13 protein-coding genes are annotated in these 18968 nt (G+C 71.0%); 10 read left to right on the forward strand and 3 right to left on the reverse strand.

The annotated features are described in order from the left end of the window. The first annotated feature begins 55 nt into the window (after nucleotides 1-55). The 5 genes from WMF12_RS03680 (at nucleotide 56) to WMF12_RS03700 (ending at nucleotide 8134) form a co-directional block, all read left to right on the forward strand. On the forward strand, nucleotides 56-1345 hold the full coding sequence (locus WMF12_RS03680) for a DUF1552 domain-containing protein (RefSeq protein WP_437865373.1): 1290 nt from the start codon (nucleotides 56-58) through the stop codon (nucleotides 1343-1345). Between the two features lie 118 nt (nucleotides 1346-1463). After that, nucleotides 1464-1958: a cupin domain-containing protein gene (locus WMF12_RS03685; RefSeq protein ID WP_437865387.1), complete on the forward strand. Its 495-nt coding sequence runs from the start codon at nucleotides 1464-1466 to the stop codon at nucleotides 1956-1958. A gap of 325 nt (nucleotides 1959-2283) precedes the next feature. Next, complete coding sequence (locus tag WMF12_RS03690) at nucleotides 2284-2787, forward strand: hypothetical protein (protein ID WP_437865394.1); 504 nt, start codon at nucleotides 2284-2286, stop codon at nucleotides 2785-2787. A gap of 290 nt (nucleotides 2788-3077) precedes the next feature. Continuing rightward, a complete protein-coding gene (locus WMF12_RS03695; protein WP_437865401.1) occupies nucleotides 3078-4019 on the forward strand; it encodes a hypothetical protein in 942 nt (313 codons plus the stop codon). A gap of 200 nt (nucleotides 4020-4219) precedes the next feature. Next, nucleotides 4220-8134, forward strand: coding sequence for a serine/threonine-protein kinase (locus tag WMF12_RS03700; RefSeq protein WP_437865470.1), 3915 nt, complete (start codon nucleotides 4220-4222; stop codon nucleotides 8132-8134). A gap of 132 nt (nucleotides 8135-8266) precedes the next feature. Here the strand turns inward: WMF12_RS03700 and WMF12_RS03705 are convergent, their stop codons facing one another. After that, the gene (locus tag WMF12_RS03705; protein WP_437865480.1) at nucleotides 8267-8953 is read right to left on the reverse strand and encodes a hypothetical protein; all 687 of its coding nucleotides are present in this window, start codon (nucleotides 8951-8953) and stop codon (nucleotides 8267-8269) included. Between WMF12_RS03705 and WMF12_RS03710 the strand changes: the two genes are divergently transcribed. The 4 genes from WMF12_RS03710 to WMF12_RS03725 all read left to right on the forward strand — a co-directional run bounded on the left by WMF12_RS03710 (nucleotide 8952) and on the right by WMF12_RS03725 (nucleotide 13626). After that, entirely contained in the window at nucleotides 8952-9299 is a 348-nt protein-coding gene (locus tag WMF12_RS03710; protein ID WP_437865485.1) for a hypothetical protein, read from the forward strand. The two genes, WMF12_RS03705 and WMF12_RS03710, sit on opposite strands and share 2 nt — an antisense overlap. 470 nt (nucleotides 9300-9769) lie before the next feature. Beyond that, nucleotides 9770-11074 (forward strand): hypothetical protein, encoded by a 1305-nt coding sequence (locus WMF12_RS03715; RefSeq protein ID WP_437865491.1) that lies wholly within the window; start codon nucleotides 9770-9772, stop codon nucleotides 11072-11074. 105 nt (nucleotides 11075-11179) lie between these two features. Next, nucleotides 11180-12898: a hypothetical protein gene (locus WMF12_RS03720; protein ID WP_437865497.1), complete on the forward strand. Its 1719-nt coding sequence runs from the start codon at nucleotides 11180-11182 to the stop codon at nucleotides 12896-12898. 173 nt (nucleotides 12899-13071) lie between these two features. Next, nucleotides 13072-13626 carry a DUF1003 domain-containing protein gene (locus tag WMF12_RS03725; protein WP_437865504.1) on the forward strand — a complete coding sequence of 185 codons (555 nt, stop codon included), beginning with the start codon at nucleotides 13072-13074 and terminating at the stop codon, nucleotides 13624-13626. Nucleotides 13627-13799: 173 nt separating this feature from the next. Here the strand turns inward: WMF12_RS03725 and WMF12_RS03730 are convergent, their stop codons facing one another. Then, nucleotides 13800-15011, reverse strand: coding sequence for a hypothetical protein (locus WMF12_RS03730; protein WP_437865509.1), 1212 nt, complete (start codon nucleotides 15009-15011; stop codon nucleotides 13800-13802). 884 nt (nucleotides 15012-15895) lie between these two features. Between WMF12_RS03730 and WMF12_RS03735 the strand changes: the two genes are divergently transcribed. Beyond that, the gene (locus WMF12_RS03735; RefSeq protein ID WP_437865514.1) at nucleotides 15896-17296 is read left to right on the forward strand and encodes an RICIN domain-containing protein; all 1401 of its coding nucleotides are present in this window, start codon (nucleotides 15896-15898) and stop codon (nucleotides 17294-17296) included. 194 nt (nucleotides 17297-17490) lie between these two features. Here WMF12_RS03735 and WMF12_RS03740 read toward each other — a convergent pair whose 3' ends face one another. Continuing rightward, nucleotides 17491-18696, reverse strand: coding sequence for a hypothetical protein (locus tag WMF12_RS03740; protein WP_437865519.1), 1206 nt, complete (start codon nucleotides 18694-18696; stop codon nucleotides 17491-17493). Nucleotides 18697-18968 lie beyond the last annotated feature (272 nt).

Genomic DNA, 18968 nt, shown 5'->3' on the forward strand with positions numbered 1-18968 from the left:
TACCTTCCTGCGTGGCGCATCCGGAGTTGCGCTCGCGCTCCCGTTCCTCGATGCGATGCGTTCGAGTCGCGCGCGAGCCCAGACGGCGCCGTCCCCGCGCCGTATCATGTTCGTGTTCCAGGCGAACGGCGACGAGACGGAGAGGCGCTTCGACGCCCGCGGTGAGACGACCTTTCAGCTCGGCGAATTCCTCGCCCCGCTCGAGCCGTACCGCGAGGATCTCCTCTTTCTCAACAACCTGCACAAGCGCTTCTACGATCTGCCTGAGTCCGAGCGGGCCGACAACCACCAGCAGGGCGGCAGCTCGCTCGCTCCGTGGAAGTCCGGCACCGGGTCGTTCCCCATCGGCGGCACCGAGAGCACCATCGGTTACGTGGAGGGGCCGAGCGCCGACTACGCGATCGGCGGTCGCGTGCTGGAAGCCAACGAGAGCATCGCCCACCGGCACCTCGTGTACCGCGTCGGGGACAAGTGGAACGACATCTGGAACACGCACTCCCACGCGGGGCCCGCGGGCGAGCAGAACCCGATCCCGCCGGAGACCGACCCGTACGAGGCCTACGCCCGGATCTTCGCCTCCATGCCCGACGACGGGGGCGCGCAGCAAGAGGTGCTGAGGCGCCTGGCGAAGAAGCAGTCGGCCATCGATCTGGTGCGCGAAGAGGGCAACTCCCTCCTCACCAGGGTCGGCGCCGAGGACCGCGCCAAGATCCAGCAGCACCTCGACGCGATGCGCGACGTCGAGCGCGCGCTCCAGGCCGGCAACGGCGCGGCCGCGTGCGTGAAGACCCCGCTGGGCGAGCGGCTCGACCCCTACGCCGACGAGAACCACGCGATCATGGGCGAGCTGTTCTTCAGGATCAGCGCCCTCGCGTTCGCCTGCGATCTGACGCGCGTGGTGCATTTCAACTGGAGCGGCAACACCAGCAACCGCGTCTACTCGAACCTGGGCTTCAGCGATGGACACCACGACATCTCGCACAACAGCGACGACGACTCGTTCGCCAAGGTGCGCAAGATCCACAGGCACCTCTGGGAGCAGAACACGAAGCTCTACGAGATCTTGAAGAACACGAGCGACGGCGACGGCACGCTCTGGGATCATACGCTCGTCGTGCACTGGAACGAGCTCGGGCAGGGCGACAGCCACAGCATCGAGGACAACCTGGTCGTCTTCGCGGGCAAGGCCCACGACCACTTCCGGCGCGGGCGGCTCGTGGATTTCCGCGGCGATCGCTCCTTCGCCGACATGCTCGTGAGCTGCTTCCACTACATGGGCTTCGAGGACGTCAAGAGCTTCGGCGAGGGCGTCTTGAACACCGGGGGCGCCCTGCCGCTCACCTGAGCAGGCGCCGCCTCCCGTCGGCGGCGCGGAACGCAGCGCATGGGGCGCCCCGGCTGCGGGCGCGCTCCGTACGCTTTTCCAGGTGAGCGCTCGCCCCGCGGGTGCTTCACTGGGCGGCATGTCGATCATCCAGCCTTGTTTCGATCGGTCGGTCGTCGTCCGCGGCGCTGACGCTGAGATCGTCGGCTCTCCCGCCGCGCGGATCCAGCTCCTCGCGGACAGCAGCGCGACGGGCGGAGCCCTCTCCACCGTACGCGTGACGCTCGCGAAGGACGCGGACGGCGCGCGGCCCCATCGTCACGACGCCTCGGCCGAGATGTTCTATGTGCTCGACGGCGCCGTGCAGGTCCTCTCGGGGAGCGACATCGTGACGGCCGAGAAGGGCGACCTCCTCGTGGTCCCTCCGCGGGTCGCCCACGCGTTCGCCGCCGCGCGCGGCAAGGGCGCAGAGCTCCTGGTCGTCATCACGCCAGGGGTCGAGCGCTTCGATTACTTTCGCAAGTTGACGCGCATCGCGCACGGCGAGGAGCCGCCCGAGACCCTGCGCGACGTGCAGGAGCTCTACGATACGTACTTCCTGAGCAGCCCCGAATGGGAGACGGCGCGCCGATGAGCGGGCTCTCGGCCGAATCGATGTCTCCCCGGGGGTAGACCGCATCGGGCCGCTGGGGCGCTCGGCGACGCCTGCGTCGGTGGGTATTTCAAGCCAAGGTCCGGGCAGCTGCTGTCTCGGTGTCTTGTGACAGCGATGTTGTGCAGCGCTTGCTCTCGCGAACGCGATGCGTCCCGCGCTTGACGGCGTCGGCGATCGCCTGGATAAGCTGCCGCATGAGATCCGCGGCGCTCGCGCTCCTCGTCGGGGCCGCGCTGGGCAGCTTCGATCGTCCCGCAGGTGCGGCGCCGCGCGCCTCGTCGCTCGCGTGGGTGAGGGAGGCGCGGTGGAGGCGGTGGGCGGGCTCGGGCTCACGCCTGGGCCCGCGAACGTCGGGGTCGGGGTCCGCGCGCACGCGACGCCGCCGCGCGGGCCGGGGTTCGCGCTGGGCGGCGCGCTGTGGAAGAGCTCGGTCGCGGGCGAGGTGCCCGGATCGCCCGCGTTCTCGCTCGCGTACGGGAGGCTGTCCGTGTGCCCCGTCGAGATCGCGCGCGGCGGGACGACGCTCTCGGGCTGCGCCGGCGCGATGGTCGGATCGCTGCGCGTCGAGGGACCGGCGGTGCGGAGCAGGTTCCGGCACGAGCGGCTCGTGTTCGATCTGAGCCTCGACACGCGCGTGCGGCGGCGCTTCGTGGGCCCGCTGTTCGGGGCCGTCGGGCTCGGGATCGCGGTGCCGCTCGCGCGCGATGTGTATTTTTACACGGACGAGGCGGGGGAGCGGCGCGACGTCTTCCGTGCGTCGCCGGTGTCGGCGATCCTCGACCTCGGCCTCGGCCTCGAGCTGCCGTGACCGGGCCGCGTCAGATCATCGACGCAGACGCGGGCTGAGCAGCCCTCCATGTCGCCACCAGCGCATCGACCTACCCCGCGAACGGCCCCGCGCGCCCAGCGCCCCACCCCTGAATCACGTCGTTCGGCTTAACACGACTTAACGGTGGGCGGCCTCGGTCCGCGCTATTCAGCGCCGCGGGGGAAAACCTCGCTCTCAGGAGAATCCTTATGATCGAGAAGAGCACTCTGTCGATGCATACCTGTTCTCTCCATCCGTCACGCGCTGCTCTGCCGCGAATCGGCGCGGCGTTGTTGCTTCTCGGCGCCCTCGGCGCCGCTGCATGCACCGCCGGTGCCGGCGCGGACGAAGAGGAGAGCCTCGGGGTCGCGAGCCAGCGCGGAACTTACGATCTGACGAGCAGCTACACGGGCAACGTCGGAGACACCCGCGGCTGGCTCATCGAGTGGCAGGTACCCGAGCTTCTGAACGCGTCCACGGCCTGGACCGCGGTGGGCCAGTGGTACTACAATCTAGAGTCCGGCATTTACCACAGCCCGGATGGGTGGTTCGTCTACTACTTCGGAGATGACAACGGCGTCACGGGGAATCATTCGAGCTGCAACACCCAGTGGGGCTCGGGGGGCACCTGCGGCGGCTCGCTCGGCGGCCTGCAGCCCGGGCAGCAGGTCGTCTTCAAGTACGAGTGGTGCACGCCCGAGCGCGTCGCGAGCGTCACCGGCGCCCAGCTCTGCCTCTATGTCGACATGAAGGACGGCGCCGGCTGGCAGTTCCTCGCCCAGGACGCGCGCAGCACCGTCGAGATGTACGCGCACGACATCGAGCATTTCGCCGACGTGGGCCCGCAGTACCCCGAGCCGCAGGTCTCCTGCGAGGCGCCCATCAAGATGCTTCGCCAGCAGGTGAAGACGACCTCGGGCGCCTGGCAGAACATGTCGGGCGCGAGCACCTGGTCGTTCCACGACGCCGAGCCCTACGTCTACCAGAACAAGAACCTCGGCGCGTCGCCGTCGACCTGGGAGGCCTGCACGTCGACCGTGCCCGCGAACGACTGCAGCAGCACGCCCGCGTGGTCGTCGGGGCAGGTGTATACGCCCTCCACGCTGGTCACCAACGGCGGCCACCTCTGGTCGGCGACCCAGCAGATCTGGTGGTCGCACCCGGAGTGCCCGCCTAGCAACCCGACCTTCTGGTGCCCGGCCGAGTGGGCCGACCTCGGGCCGTGTAACTGATCGCGGAGCCCGCTCCTCGGAGACGCCAGCGGACGGCGTCTCCCCTCTCTCCTCGATTCAGCCCGCCCGTTCGGAGCGCTGAGCCGACGGCGCACGCCGCGTCGTCTGCCTTCATCGCCGTTGTGCGCTCTGGCGCGCGGCGAACGCCCTGTTAGGATGGCGCGTCGCGGAGGCAGGGACGGGTCAGATGGACGGCTCAGATGGACAGCGTCGCTGACGGTCCGGCCGCCGAGGGGTTCGGCGGCACGGACCGCTTCGAGATCCGCGCCCGCCTCGGGGCGGGCGGCATGGGGGTCGTTTATCACGCTCACGATCGGCTTCGCTGCGCCGATGTGGCGCTCAAGACGCTGCTCCGGATGGAGGCCGCCGACATCCTCCGTCTCAAGAGCGAGTTCCGCGCCATCGCGGACATCGCCCATCCGAACCTGGTGACGCTTTACGAGCTCATCTCCGCGCAGGGGCGCTGGTTCTTCACGATGGAGCTCGTCTCCGGCGTGAATTTCACCAGGTACGTCCGCGGGGGCGAGGCCGCCGCCCCGGGCTCGCCGGCGCATGTCCCGGAGCGGACTTCCCCCGCGGCGGCCACGACCTGTCAGGTGAACCTCCACGGCCACGCGCCCTCGCCCCGCGCCGACGGCGCGGCGCCGACGGCCTCCGGCGGCGAGCCCGCGTCACAGCCCAAGGTCGACGTCGCGCGCCTCTGCCAGGCGCTCGAGCAGCTGGTGCACGCCGTCGAGGCGCTGCACGGCGCGGGCAAGCTGCACCTGGATCTCAAGCCCTCGAACGTGCTCGTGGACCAGAGCGGACGGGTGGTCGTGCTGGACTTCGGCATCGCCCGCGACACCGGCGCTCGCAGGACGGCGCTCGCGACCGCCGAGACAGACGCCCCGATCGCAGGGACGCCCATCTACATGGCGCCGGAGCACATGCGTGGAGAGCTGTCCGCCGCCGCGGACTGGTACGCGGTCGGCGTGATCCTTTACGAGTCGCTCACCGGCCGCGCGCCTTTCAGCGGCAGTCTCTTCGACATCGTCGAGGCAAAGGCGTTCGGCGAGCCGCCGCCTCCTCACCTCATCGCGCCGGACGCACCTCGGGCGCTGAGCGATCTGTGCCTGCAGCTCCTCCAGCGCGACCCGCGCGCGCGGGCCACGGGCGCGGACGCGCTGCGCGTCCTCCGCGAGGCGGCGGTCGCCCTCGCGGCAGCGCCGGGCGCCGCTCCCCGGCCCGGCGCTCCGCCGCCAGGCGGCGAGGCGCCGACGCCGCTCCCTCGCGCGCCGTTCATGGGACGCGGCGAGCCGCTGCGAGCGCTCCAGGAAGCGTTCGACGAGGCGCGCGCTGGCCGCCCGGTGGCGGTCTACGTCCATGGTCGCTCCGGCATGGGCAAGTCGGCGCTGGTCCAGCATTTCCTCGACGATTTGCGCGGCCGCCGCGCCGCGGTGGTCCTGGCGGGCCGGTGTTATGAGCGCGAGTCCGTCCCGTTCAAGGCCTTTGACAGCGTGCTGGACGCCCTCAGCCGCCATCTCAAGCGGCTGCCGCGGTCCGAGGCCGCGGGCCTCCTGCCGCGCGGGATCCACGAGCTCGTGCGCGTGTTCCCCGCCCTGCGCGTCGTCGCGGCCATCGAGGACGTCCCGCGGCGCGCCTTCGAGATCCACGACGCCCAGGAGCTCCGGTTCCGCGCGTTTCGAGCGCTCAAGGAGCTCCTGTCGGCGCTCGCCGACAAGGGGCCGCTCGTCGTGTCCATCGACGATCTGCAGTGGGGCGACCGCGACAGCGCGCTGCTCCTCGCCGACCTCCTCGGCCCGCCCGATCCGCCCTCGATGCTCATGCTCGGCGTGTATCGGTCCGAGGACGAGGCATCGAGTCCATTCCTGCGGGAGCTCTTCGGCGCTCCGGCGCCCAGGTGGACGGGGGCCACCGAGCACCGGAAGCTCTGCCTCGGCCCGCTCGTTCTTGAAGAAGCGGAGTCGCTGGCTCGCTCGCTCCTGGGCGGCCACGGCCCCTCGCACAAGGCGTCGGAGATCGCCCGCGAGTCCGAGGGCAGCCCCTTCTTCCTGGCGGAGCTCGCGCTCCACCTGGGCCGCGCAGCGCCGGTTCACCCGGGCCACGAGGACGCCTGTTCCCCGGCGCCGCCTGTGTCGCTGGAGGCGCTGCTCCTGGCGAGGTTCGCGGATCTGCCGGCGGACGCCCGGCGGCTCCTCGAGGTGATCGCCGTCGCGGGGCTCCCCATCGAGCAGCGCGTCGCGCTCAGGGCCGCCGGGTTGCAGGGGGACGCAGCGTCGGCGCTGCACGCCTTGCGGACATGGCACCTGGTCCGCACCGGCGGGCTCGAGGAGGCCGATCCTGTCGAGGCGTACCACGATCGGGTGCGCGAGGCGGCGTCCGGCCAGATCGAGCCGTCGCGGCTCAAGGACCATCACCGCCGCCTCGGCGAGGAGCTCGCGGCCCTGGGGCGCGCTGATCCCGAGCAGATCGCGCGTCACTTCCATGGCGCAGGCGATCTCGACAGGGCGGGCGTGTACGCCGCGGAGGCGGCGGACAGGGCCGCCGCTGCGCTCGCCTTCGAGAACGCGGCGCGGCTCTACCAGCTCGCGCTCGACTGCGCGCCGGCGGGCAGCGGCCGCCGGCACGGGCTCCTCGTGCAGCTCGGCCATGCGCTCGCGAACGCGGGCCGCGGCGCCGACGCCGCCCGCGCCTACCTCGGCGCGGCGGACGCCGCGCGAGGCGCCGCGGCGCCCTCTGTCGTCCTCGACTGCAAGCGCCTCGCGGCCGAGCAGCTCCTGACGAGCGGTCACACGGAAGAGGGCGTCGCGGTGCTCCGGGAGGTGCTCTCCGAGACGGGCCTGCGTTACCCCGAGACGAAGCGCCGCGCCCTCGCCGCGGCGCTCGTTCACCGGACGCGGCTCGCCCTGCGCGGCTTCGGGTTCAAGGAGCGCGACGCGAGCCAGATCGATCCCGCCGAGCTGCGCCGCGTCGACGTCTGCTTCTCTGCGTTTCTCGGGCTCTGCGCGGTCGATCCGGTGCGCGCGGTGGGCTTTCACGCGCAGCACATCCTCCTCGCGCTGGCCGCGAGGGAGCCGGGGCGGGTCGCGCTCGGGCTCGCGTTCATGGCGCTGTTCGCGTCGATCATCGGCAAGCCGGCGGGCAGCTCCGTCGAGCGCGCCATCGCCGCGGTGACGCCGCTCCTCCAGCGCTCCGGCGACGCGCGCGTCGAGGGCGTCCTCCGGATCCAGCGGGCGATCGCCGCGCACGAGACGTCGTTTCGAGAGACGGTGATGCACGCAGAGGAGGCAGAGCGCATCTTCCGCGAGCGGTGCACCGGGGTGGCCTGGGAGATCGGCACGGCGCAGACCATCTGCATGATCGGGCTCGGTAAGCTCGGTGATCTGAGGCGGCTCGCCCAGCGCCTCTCCACGTGGATCAAGGAAGCGGAGGCGCGCGGCGACAGGTATGCCGTCACGTCGCTGCGCACGGTCACGGGGGGCCACAGCCTTGTCGCGCTCGCCGCGGACGATCCGGCGCGGGCGCGCGCGGATCTCGCGGAGGCCCTCGCGGCATGGCGGCAGCAGGGGTTCCAGCTTCAGCACTTCTTCGGGCTCTTTGCGGACGTGCTCATCGATCTGTACTGCGAGGACCCAGGCGCCGCGTGGCGCCGGCTGACGGCCGCGTGGCCGGCGGTCGAGGACTCGACGTACCTGCGCATGAGCCCGATGCGGATCGGCGCGATCGAGCTGCGCGGGCGGGCGGCGCTCGACGCGGTCGCGAGCGCGGCGGATCCGGCCCCGCTGCTGCGCATCGCCGAGCGCGTGGCCGGCGTGCTCCTGCGGGAGCGGGTGGGCTGGGCGAGCGCCCAGGCGTGGCTCACGCTGGCCGCCGTCGCCTGGACGCGCGGCGACGCGGCGCTCGCGCGCACGCACCTGGAGGCGGCGATCGCCGGGTTCGACGCGAGCGAGGTCGCGCTGAGCGCCGCGGCGGCGCGCAGGCGGCTAGGGGAGGTGCTAGGCGGCGACGAGGGCCGCGCGCTCGTCCGGACGGCCGACGACGCGATGGTCCGCCTCGGCGCCAGCCGTCCGGATCGGATGACGGCCCTGTTCGCTCCCGGCTTCGGCGGTCGCTGACGCCGGGAGGAGGGGTGCCCGAGCCGGCACGACGGCCCCGCGGTGAGCTCGATGAGCTCGTCGCTCAGCCGGCAGCTCGAGGCGGCGCATGGTGTTGTCGGCCGGGAGGCGGCGCGCGCCGGGTTGCCTGCGTCAGGGCGTCAGGGCGAAGCAGTAGATCCCGCCGTAGCCGCCGCCGCCGCCGACGGTGTTCGAGCCCGGCGCCGGGCCTCCCGAGTCCACGATATTGACCCCCGGCGCGCACCCCGGTGCATTGTGGGACGTTATCCAGTGGGACCCGCCCCCGCCCCCGCCCGGGCCGCCGCCGCCGCCCCTTGGCCACGAGTGTCCGAGCTGCGGTCCCCCCTCGGCCCTGTCTCCCGTCTTGGCCGTCCAGTCCTTGCACGTCGCCGTGGCGCCCTGGAGCTGCCCCTGGGTGTTGGAGCCCGTCAGGGTGTCGTGGTTGTCGACCTCGGGTTGGCCCGGGTCGGGCTGATGGTTGGGGACGCCGTCCTCGTTGGGCAGATCGTTCATGATCGCCTCGTCGGCCCCGCTGGGGCGCGTGTTGAGCAGCTCCTCCTTCTCGTTCGCGACCAGCCGGCCGAGCCGGTCGTACCAGGGCCCCTCGCCGATCCGGTCGATCGCGTTGACCTGCTTCCCGTCCTCGCCTGCCGTGGCGCTCAGGAACGCGCGCCACATCTTGCTTCCTGCGCCCGGGAGGCTCTTCTCGGCGATCGTCGCGCAGATCTTGTCCGCGCCGCGGAGACCGGCGCCCGGCCCTGTCTCACCGAAGCGGAGGTCGCCCCCGAAGCCGTCCTGGGAGCCCGACAGCTCCCGCATGGCGGCGAGGCTGGTCACGAAAAAGCTGAATTTCTCGGTCGTCCCGCCGCTCGAGGTGGACGAGGTGGTGTCGCCGCTCGAGGTGGATGAGGTGGTGTCGCCGCTCGAAGTGGATGAGGTGGTGTCGCCGCCAGAGGTGGATGAGGTGGTGTCGCCGCCGGAGGTGGATGAGGTGGTGCCGCCGCCGGAGGTGGATGAGGTGGTGCTGCCGCCGGAGGTGGATGAGGTGGTGCCGCCGGAGGTGGACGAGGCGCTGGTCGAGGCGTCCGCTTCCGAGTCTGAACCGGAGCAGCCGACCACGTGCGAGAAGAGCGCGAGGGTCAGAGGCAGCAGCAAGTGGCGATAAGTGCGTGTCATGGTCTCCGTTTCCTTTCTCGTGTTAAGCAGGAGCGTTGCTGCCAGCCGCACCCCCGAGGTCGAGCAGGCGAGAGACAGGGGGCCCACAACCCAGCCGAGGGTGCTGGTGCCCCATCCGCCTGGCGAGGGGAATTTCTCAATTCGGCAAATTTTTTGCAACACCCAGATGGCTATGTGGCGGCGCCGCGGGACCGAGAGTCAATCTTTTTTCGCGGGCTGTTGGGTGTGATGTTCCGCCCGGAATGACGCGCTCCGTTGCGCGTCACATCTTCTCCGCCACGCGCTCGCTCGCCGCCGGTCGCACGGCGACATGGAGCTCCGAACGGACCGCGCGTGGCGCGTGCTCCCGCCCTCCAGAGCCGTTTTCCGTCATCCACCGCGGCCGTGCCGGTTCGCGCCCTCTGGTAAATTTGGAGCCGAGACCGATCCCTGGTCTCCCTTTTGGCTTACGGAGGTTCCATGTCCTCTTGTTCCCGCGCGCTCCCGCCCACGCTCGCCGCCCTCGGTGTCGCCGCCCTCGTCTCGCTGCCCGGCCAGGCGCGCGCCGACGAGCCTTTTGCCATGTCGGTCGGGGTCTCCCTGTCGGTCTCCTTCGGCCAGAAGCTCGTCGCCTTCGGGCTGGGCGCCGACCTCCGCGCGACGTTCCTCATGGAGGGCAGCGTGCCCGGAGCGTTCGACTCGGGGCACATGGGATTCGGTCCGTTCGCGCAGGCGACATGGCTCAACTTCTCTGCCGGCCGCTTCGCGATCGGCACCCACGGCGGCGGGGATCTGTCGCGCGACGCCAGCATCGACGGCGAGCTCGGCTGGATGTACCGCACCCCCTACCGCGACCTGCTCCCGGGGCAGCACGGTCTCCACGTCGGTGTGATGGCCAGCCTGCTCGACCCGGCGGTCGTCGATTTCTCGGCGGGCGCGGCCATTCCACTGTCGGGCGAGCCGTTCGCCCCCGAGGGGATGTTGGGCGTGGGCGTCCACGCCGCTCCGATCTTCGGAGAGCGGTCCACTGCCATCGACGGCCGGCCGCTGCGCACGGCCGATGGGGTGGTGCTCCCGCCGGCGCTCGGGCTGGGCCCCGCTGTGTCGCGCCCGGCGCGGCTCGATCGCGCGACCCGGGCGGCGCTCGCGGCTGCGTGGCTGGACAGCGCGCGGGCCGAGTGCGGCTCGATCCCGGCGTTCCTCGCCCTCGCGCGGGATCTCACGGCTGTGGGCGCGCCCGCGTCGCTCGTGGCGCGGGCGCTCGGCGCGCTCGGCGACGAGGTGCGCCACACGGCGCGGTGCAGCGAGATCGCGAGCGCGCTCGCGGGGTGGCGCCTCAGGCCCGCGCTTCTCCCGCCTCCGGCGGCGCGCGACGCGGACCGGCAGGCGGCGCTCGTGCGGATGGCGCTCGAGGCGTGGCACGACGGCTGTCTCGGCGAGGGCGCGGCGGCGGCCCGGGCGCGCCGGTCGCTCGCGGGGGCGAGGGACGCGGGCGTGCGCGTGGCGCTCGGCGAGATCGCGCGCGACGAGGCGCTGCACGCCGAGCTCGGGTGGCGCGTGCTCGCCTACTGCCTGGCCGAGGGCGGGCGCGAGGTGCGCGAGGCGGTCGGCGACGCGATGACGGGGCCAGCGCCGGCGCCGCCCGCGGACGACGCCGAGGTCGAGGGCGAGCGGAAGGAGGTGCAGGCCTTCGGCCGGCTCCGGCGCGCGGAGGCCGACGCCGCCTGGGACGAGACGTGGGCGGCGGCGCGGCGCGACGGGGAACGGATGCTCGTCGCCGCGTGAGCGGCCGCGGCGAGCGCGCCTGGCCGCGAGCGCGTCTCCGGGAGAAACGCGTCGAACGGAATTTTCCGCTTGCGCTGCTTGCGCACGCTTTCGTCTACTGGGACGATGCGCACGTGGACTCATCTCTCTTCCGTGCTGGTGATAGCGATCCTTGCGGCCCTGCCGGGATGTGGAGATGACGGAGAGACGTTCGAGGGCGTGGTCCTCGGCCTGACCGATCGGTACGTCACCGAGGGCGGCGAGATCACCGTGAGCCGGGACATGTCGGAGTACGAGTCCGTCGAGGCCCAGGTGATCGCCGCGGACGGCGCGGTGCAGGCCTTCCCGGGCGCGCTGTCGGCCGACGGCTCGCGCTGGGAGATCCCGGCGGTGCCCGAGGGCGAGTACTGGATCGTGACGACCACCGCGCCGGACGAGCGCGCGACGAACGCGCCGAAGAGCCGCGTGATGCTGCAGGCGACGGCCCGCACCGTCGATTTCGGTCGCGCGTACTCCGGGCGCCCCGACAACAGCAATGCGACGCAGGATACCGAGGCTGCGCTCACCGCGGACGGGCTCAGGCCCTGGCACCAGCTCAGCTTCGACGCGGAGGGCGCGGTGGTCCAGCCGCTCCAGGACAGGCTCGAGCTCTACAGCTTCAATGTCGACGCGATCGCCTCGCTCGTCCCGGAGGAGGGGACGAAAGGCGCGCCCGCCGACGGGGACACGGCCTGCTCGGGCTGGGCGTTCAACTGGCGGGCGAAGGTCTTCCCGGCGTCGCACGACGGCGGGCGGCCGCTGGTCGATGGTTCCCGGGGCGATGTGCTGCACGTCACCCAGCTCGTCCAGCACCAGGCGGGCTCGCCACCGGAGCAGGCGGACCCGCACGATCCCTGGTCCTCGTTCACCTACGAGGCGGCGGAAGCGTCGTTCTCGACGCGGGAGGTGAACATGCAAGACGGGGAGGCGATCGCCTTGGGCGGCTCGTTCGCGCCGCTCGAGCTGTCGAGCTTCGCGGCCGATATCAGGAGTTCGCGGTTCATCGCGCAGGTGACGGCGAACGCGCCGGCCGTCCTCTCGAGCACGGTCACCTCGATGGCGATGTACCAGGAGCCCGGCACCGGCGTGCCCCTCTATGGAAGCACACCCACGTTGCTCCAGGCGCAGGTCACGAGCGGCCAGGAGCCGGTCGACCCGACCTGCTTCTCGACGGACGACACGTGCGACGCTGAGCTCTGCCCGGATGGGTGCAACGCTGCCTTGACGACGTTCCACCCCGGCGACCACGCGGCGACGTACCGGTACGGCAACCCGTACGCCGAGAGAGGCATGGAGCTGCTCGACGTGAGGGTGGCGTTCCGCACGCGGGTGATGCATCCCGTCGATGAGGTCCAGGAGAGCCTGCGCGGCTTCGTTTCGGTCGTCAGGAGCGCCGAGGACGCGAACGGCGCGGCGGTGGAGCCGCTGCTCGGCTTGCCGCGGGACCCGCGGATCGACGGCGTGAGCCTGCCAGTCGACACGGTGACCGAGGGCGCCGGCGCGACACCGACCATCACCTTCGAGCCGCCGGACCTGGGCGAGCCGGACGGCTATCGGGTCGTCGTCTTCCTTTACGATGACGTCAAGGACGCGGACGGCGCGGTGCTGAGCCAGCGCACCAGCGTGCTCAGCGTCGACACCACGGCGACCACGGTCAAGGTGCCGGAGGGCGTGCTCGAGAGCGGGCGGTACTACAGCGTGCAGATCACCGCGTACCTGGGCACGCATACGCGACAGGCGCCCTTCAAGTACCGAGGAGCGACGCTGGCCCAGGCACAGACGTACACGGGCATGTTCACGCCCTGAGGGCGGGAGCTCGCTGGCGCGCACCAGGCCGGGGCGCCGGCGGTTGGGCCCGGGTTGGGGCCACACCCTCCCGACGCCCGGCGGGCTGGCGCAGCAGCCAGTCATCCCCTGCGGGTACGGCCCGCGCCGGGAAGGGCGCGGGTCGTCCGGTGGGGGCGAAACTTGCATCCCGCATGGCCCCGATGGAGCGGAATCGACATCACGCGAACACGAGCGAGCTGAACAACCTGGTCCGGCGCAACATAGAGACCCTGATCGCCGTACAAGAGAAGATGGAACGTGGGAAGACCCATCAAGAGACGGTGGCGGACGCGATCACCCGCTTCGCGGGGAGCATGACTTTCGTCTATATCCATGCTCTCCTGTTCGGGGGCTGGATCCTGTTGAACTTGGGCGTCGTCCCCGGGATCCAGCCCTTCGACCCATTCCCTTTCGTGATGCTGGCGATGATCGCATCGGTCGAGGCGATCTTCCTGTCGACCTTCGTGCTCATCAGCCAGAACCGGATGCAGGCGCTCGCGGACAAACGGGCAGATCTGGATCTCCACATCAACCTCCTCGCCGAGCACGAGGTCACGCGCTTGATCGGCCTCGTGGACGACATCGCTCGGCATCTCGGTGTCACCAGCGGACAGGACGCAACCCTGGACGAATTGAAGAGGGATGTCCGGCCCGAAGAGGTCATCGAGGAGATCGAGCGGGCGGCGCGCGATAGGCCCGGCACGTGAGGCCGCGTGAGCGCGCGAGGCCTGGATGAGCCCGGTGCGCAGCGCGGCGAGCCGAGCATGTCGAAGTTCAGCTCACCTCGATCGAATCCTTCTCGGGCAGCGCCGGGGGAGGGAAGTCCGAATGCCTCGGAGACGTCAAGCCCCGACGGCGGCACCTGCGGGCTCGGCGCAGCTCAGCGCTTGCCCTTGGCGCCGCCTGCCTTTGCCGCGCCGCCGCTGCTCCCATGCGCGTTCGCCTTGCCGCCGCCGCCATGGTCCTTGTTGTGGACCATGACCTTGGTGCCGCCTCCGCCATGGTCCTTGTCATGGATCATGACCTTGGTGCCGCCGCCGCCATGGCCCTTGTCATGGATCATGACCTTGACCTTGTCACCGCCGCCATGGTCCTTGTCGTGGATCATGACCTTGACCTTGTCGCCGCCGCCATGGTCCTTGTCGTGGATCATGACCTTGACCTTGTCGCCGCCGCGATCATGGCCGTGAACCTTCACATCCACGTCGGCATGCGCGCCCGCGTGCACGTCGACGTCGGGCCCATCGACGAAGCTCTTCACGAGGATGTTGACCCGCGGCGCCCGCGCGGCCGTCGCGATCACGCGCACGCCCGGCCGGTAGCCCCAGAGCGCCACGCGCGTCGTGCCGCGGAATCCGAGCGCGACCGTCAGTCGGAGCGGGTTGACCACCGCCGCGAGCTTGCCCACGAAGTAGAATCCGGCAGAAGCCGGCGCGAGGACGAGCACCTCGGGCCGCTCGGCCACGAGACCCAGCTTGAGCGTTCGCCCCTCGATGGCGACCGGCTTGAGGTGAGCATCGAGCACATAGACGCGCACCTCTCCCGTGGCCTCGTTGGCGACCATCTCGAGCCGGTCGTCGCCGACCACCTGGACGGAGCCGCCGTGGGGGCCCACCGTGACCTCGGACACCTTGCTCTCCGCGCTCACCCTGGCGCTCGCCACGAGCTCCGCCGTGCCGCCCGCGGGCACGTGCAGCACGCCGCTCCACGGCTTGCCCGAGATCGTGAGCGTGTAGCTGATCTCCGTCAGGTCCGCCTCGAGCTTCGGCCCCGCCGCGACAAGGAGCCCCGTCCTCGCGTCGATCGCGAGCGGGATCGTCCGCGCCTCTCCGGACGGCAGCTTCCAGACGAGCGTGCCGCCGACGTCCTCCTTGATGCGCACACCGGAGCTGGCGGTGATCGCGGCCTTCACCTGGCCGTCGCCGTCGATGCGCCAGGCGACATTCCCCTCGTCGTGCTCCTCGACCAGCGCCGCGGCGCCGAGCTCTTCGCTCAGGGCCATCTCCGCGCTGGCCGTCGCCGTGGCCTCGCCGCAGGCGGGCAGGAGCGCGAGCGTGAGAGACACCAGCGCGATACGAGTCCTACGGATCATCGGTTCCTCCGTTGCCATCCTGTGCCTCGCCGGCCAGCGCCGGCTCGGTCGTGGCATCCTCTCGACTTCCTGCAGCAGTGCGCCCGACGGGGCGCCGCGGCTCATCAATCTCGTGGTGGTCACGTGTAGGGCACACCTCCACTCCTTCGCATCAGGGATGTTCTTACCGCTGGAGCCCCTGGCGAGCCGGGCGGCGCGCGTGGCGAGGAACCGCGAGCGGCGGGCGCGGGCGGTCCGGCAGCGCCAGGAGAGCGCCGGCGGCGGAGAGCCGTAGCGCTGTGACGTCCGAGGTCGTCCCTCGTCGCGCGGGGGTCGTGCCGAGTGGCCCGGGCCCACGCTGAGCCCGGAAGCAGGGGCGAGCTGGATGGCGTGCCGCGGCTCAGCACGCGAGCGCGCTGGCTGGGTGAAATTATGAATGTTCACAGCAGCGCGCACCTCGCTAGCCGGGCGGCAGGCTGGTCGATCGAAGTTGACACCGGACATGTGAACGCTCACACTATCGGCCGGTCGTCATGCTTTTGCTTCGCTCCGGATGGGCCGTCATGCGCATCCAGGAGACGGTCATGAAGTAGCGATCGGTCATGTTGCTCGCGGCTGGGATCGCGGTCCTGGCCAGTGGTGACCGTGGCTGCAGCAACGATCTTAGCGGCGGTGGGACTCCGGTGTAGCCGGCAGCGGCGGGAACCCCGGAAGCGACCCGACGTATCCCGCCCAGCAGCAGGCTCTCCGGGGGGATGCACCATGAACATTCTGGTTGTGTTGTACGGCAACGCCAGCTGCTCGATGCCTTGAGCGCGCGGCGAGCGACCCCGACCTACGCAAGGGCAGCGCTGAGCAGTGAGAAGATTCCAGTTTTACTTACTTAATATGACGAGGAGGACAAGATGAAATTCGGAACCAAGCAGAGCTTGCTTGCGGCGGCGACGGGCGTCCTCGCCGTGTCGTGCGTCATCGGCCCCGAGGGGGCGTACGACGCCGAGATCGAGGAGGCAGGCTCGCTCGAGGGCGCCATCACGATCGATACGAGCGCGGTCTACACGATCGTCGGCGTCCAGAGTGGAAAATGCGTGCAGGTGGCTGGAGGCAGCACCGCTGATGCAGCGGCCATGCAGATCGCCAGCTGCAACGGCTCGACGCGGCAACAGTTCCGCATGGAATCGGCGGGCGGCGGCTACTATCGCATCCGCAACGTCAACAGCAACCGTTGCATGGACGTCGCGGGCGCGTCCACCAGCGACGGCGCCGCCGTCCAGCAATACTCCTGCTGGACCGGGACAAACCAGCAGTGGTCGTTCACGGACGTCGCCAGCGGCGTCGTGCGCCTCACCGCGCGCCACAGCGGCAAGTCCCTGGACGTCTACGGCCGCGGCACCGCGGACGGCACCGCCGTGATTCAATGGGCGTCGAACGGCGGCACCAATCAGCAATTCCGACTCACGCCCGTGGGCTCGGGAACCGGCGGCACCGGCGGCTCTGGCGGCACCGGCGGCACCGGCGGCACCGGCGGCACCGGCGGCACCGGCGGCACTGGCGGCTCCGGCGGCGGCGGCTCCGCCGGCACGCGCAGCGCCGGCTGCGGCATTCCCACCTCCCTCACCAGCGGTAACCGCACCATCAACGTCAACGGCACCACGCGCCAGTACGTGCTCGACATTCCGGCGAACTACGACCCGAACAGGGCGTATCGGCTGGTGTTCGGCTGGCACTGGCGTGGCGGATCGGCCAACGACGTCGTGAACAACGGGTACTATGGGCTCAAGGCGCTGGCGAACAACAGCGCCATCTTCGTCTCGCCGAACGGCATCGACAACGGCTGGGCCAACACGGGCGGGCGCGACATCGCCTTCGCCCGCGCCATGGTCGACTCCCTCAAAGCCAACCTGTGCGTCGACACGGGCCGCGTCTTCTCGACCGGGTGGAGCTTCGGGGGGATGATGTCGAACGCGCTCGGCTGTGATATGCCCGACGTCTTCCGAGCCATCGCGCCCATGTCCGGCGCCCTCTACAGCGGCTGCAACCAGTCCAACACCCAGCCCGTCGCCGTCTGGATGTCGCACGGCCTGTCCGACAGCGTCGTCCCCATCTCGGCCGGAAGGGCGGCGCTCGACGTCTTCGTGCGCAAGAACGGCTGCAGCACCGAGACGAGCCCCGTAGGCTCCAACTCGTGCGTCGCCTATCAAGGGTGCCGGGAGGGATACCCGGTGCACCGCTGCGAGTTTGCCGGTGACCACCAGACGCCGAGCTTCGCGAGCTCGGCCATCTGGAGCTTCTTCACGCAGTTCTGACCTCGCGCCCCGCCGACGCGGCGGCTCGGGATCTCCGATCGGACCGGGCACAAGCGGCTGGATCCTCTTCCAGCGTTGCCCAACGCGGCCCCAACGAAGAGGCGTTTGCGGGGCTGCGCCCGATCAGCAGCGGCGGCGAGGTCCCGGCGCAGTCCCGCAAACCCCGCCGGGTCACCGCCCCGGCGCCGCCGGCCTCAGGGGCGAGGTGCGGGTTGGGACCCCGAGCTGGAGGTGGTGAGCGCCGTCTCCCCGTCGGGGGCGGCGCCGCCGCCCGTGAACGGCGCCGTGCAGAACAGCGCCTCGACATTCGCCTTCTGGCAGTGGCCATAGGCGCTGGGGGTGCGGTCGCAGCTGAGGGACCGGCACTCCGCAACGTCGAAGCAGATGGCGCCTTCGGACTTGCTGCCGGGGGCGACGTCGTTCAGGCCGTCGTGACAGACGCCCTGGTCGCAGTAACCGCTGTAGTTGTCGACGCTGACCAGACCGTCGAACGTGTCGGTGTTCTCGCTGGAGCAGTCCTGGTGGCTGCGGCAGGCGGTGCAGGTGGCGGCCAGGCTGGCCTGGGAGGTGATCTTCATGAGGCCGCTGGCGCAGTCGCCAGGGTCCAGGGCCTGCTCGCCGTTCTTGTGGAGGGGCTGGCAGGTGTGCTCCTCGGGATAGTCCCCGCCGGAGAAGTAGGCGCGCAGGGCGGCCGTGGTCGGTATGCAGCGGAGCCCGGGCGCGCACAGGTCAGAGTTGCTGTCGCAGGGGCTCCCCTCGGCTGGCAAGGGCGGAGCGGGGCGGCAACGGCGGCCGTCCGTCTCGCTGGTGCAGGCCAGCCCGGCGGCGCAGAGCAGGTCGGGGCAGAGCTCACCCTCGGCGGGCAGCACCAGGCACGTCCCGGCGGTCGACCCGGAGCTGGCCGGTTGGCAGAGGGTCCCCTTGCAGGGGTTCCCGCCCAGCGCGGCGGCGCCGGCCAGGTCGCAGGCGCTGCCCGGTTCCAGGGCCGGCTTCAGCAGGGCGGTGATGTCCAGGCCGCCGTCGGGCTCGCGGCAGCCGTCGCCGGACCGGCGCAGGCGGGCGATGAGGTCGCCGCCGGCCTGTTCGTCGTAGATGTACTGGGGGTTGCCGAGGGCGGGCAGCATCGTCGCCTCGCACAGGGCGGTCTCGCCGGCGGCGCAGGCGGCGTCGTCGGCGTACTTGCCGGTCGTCTGGGTGCAGCAGCGCTGCACCCCGGCGCAGCGGGCGGCGGACCATTCGGCGCAGAACGCGGTCAGGGGCACGGGATCGGCGGGCGCCGGCGAGTTGCCGCCCGAGTCGCCGCCCGACGAGCAACCGGTCAGGGTCAGGGCAGCGGCGGCGAGGGCCAGGGCGGTGCGTCGCAGCGACGGGGCGGTAGAGCGGAAGCAAGTCGATGTCATGGGCGCGGCTTCTATCATGGCGGGTAGCGGAGTCGACGGGCGGTGGAAGCCCGAGCAGCCGGCCGATCGCCTCGTGGACGACACGAGCCGCGACGTGATCCCCGAGGGCGACGGCGCGGCTGAGGGCGCTGGCCAGCGAGGCGACCACGGCGGCGTCAGGCGACGGGTCGGCCGGCGCGAGCTCTCCGATCCCGAGGCTCGCCGGTGGGGCCCGCGCTGGGGCCATGCCTTCCGAGGTGGGCCGATCCGTCGTCAGGTCCCCCCGAAACCGC

It is taken from the genome of Sorangium sp. So ce363 (assembly GCF_051520435.1).
In the GTDB taxonomy this organism is placed as follows: Bacteria; Myxococcota_A; Polyangia; order Polyangiales; family Polyangiaceae; genus Sorangium; species Sorangium cellulosum_B.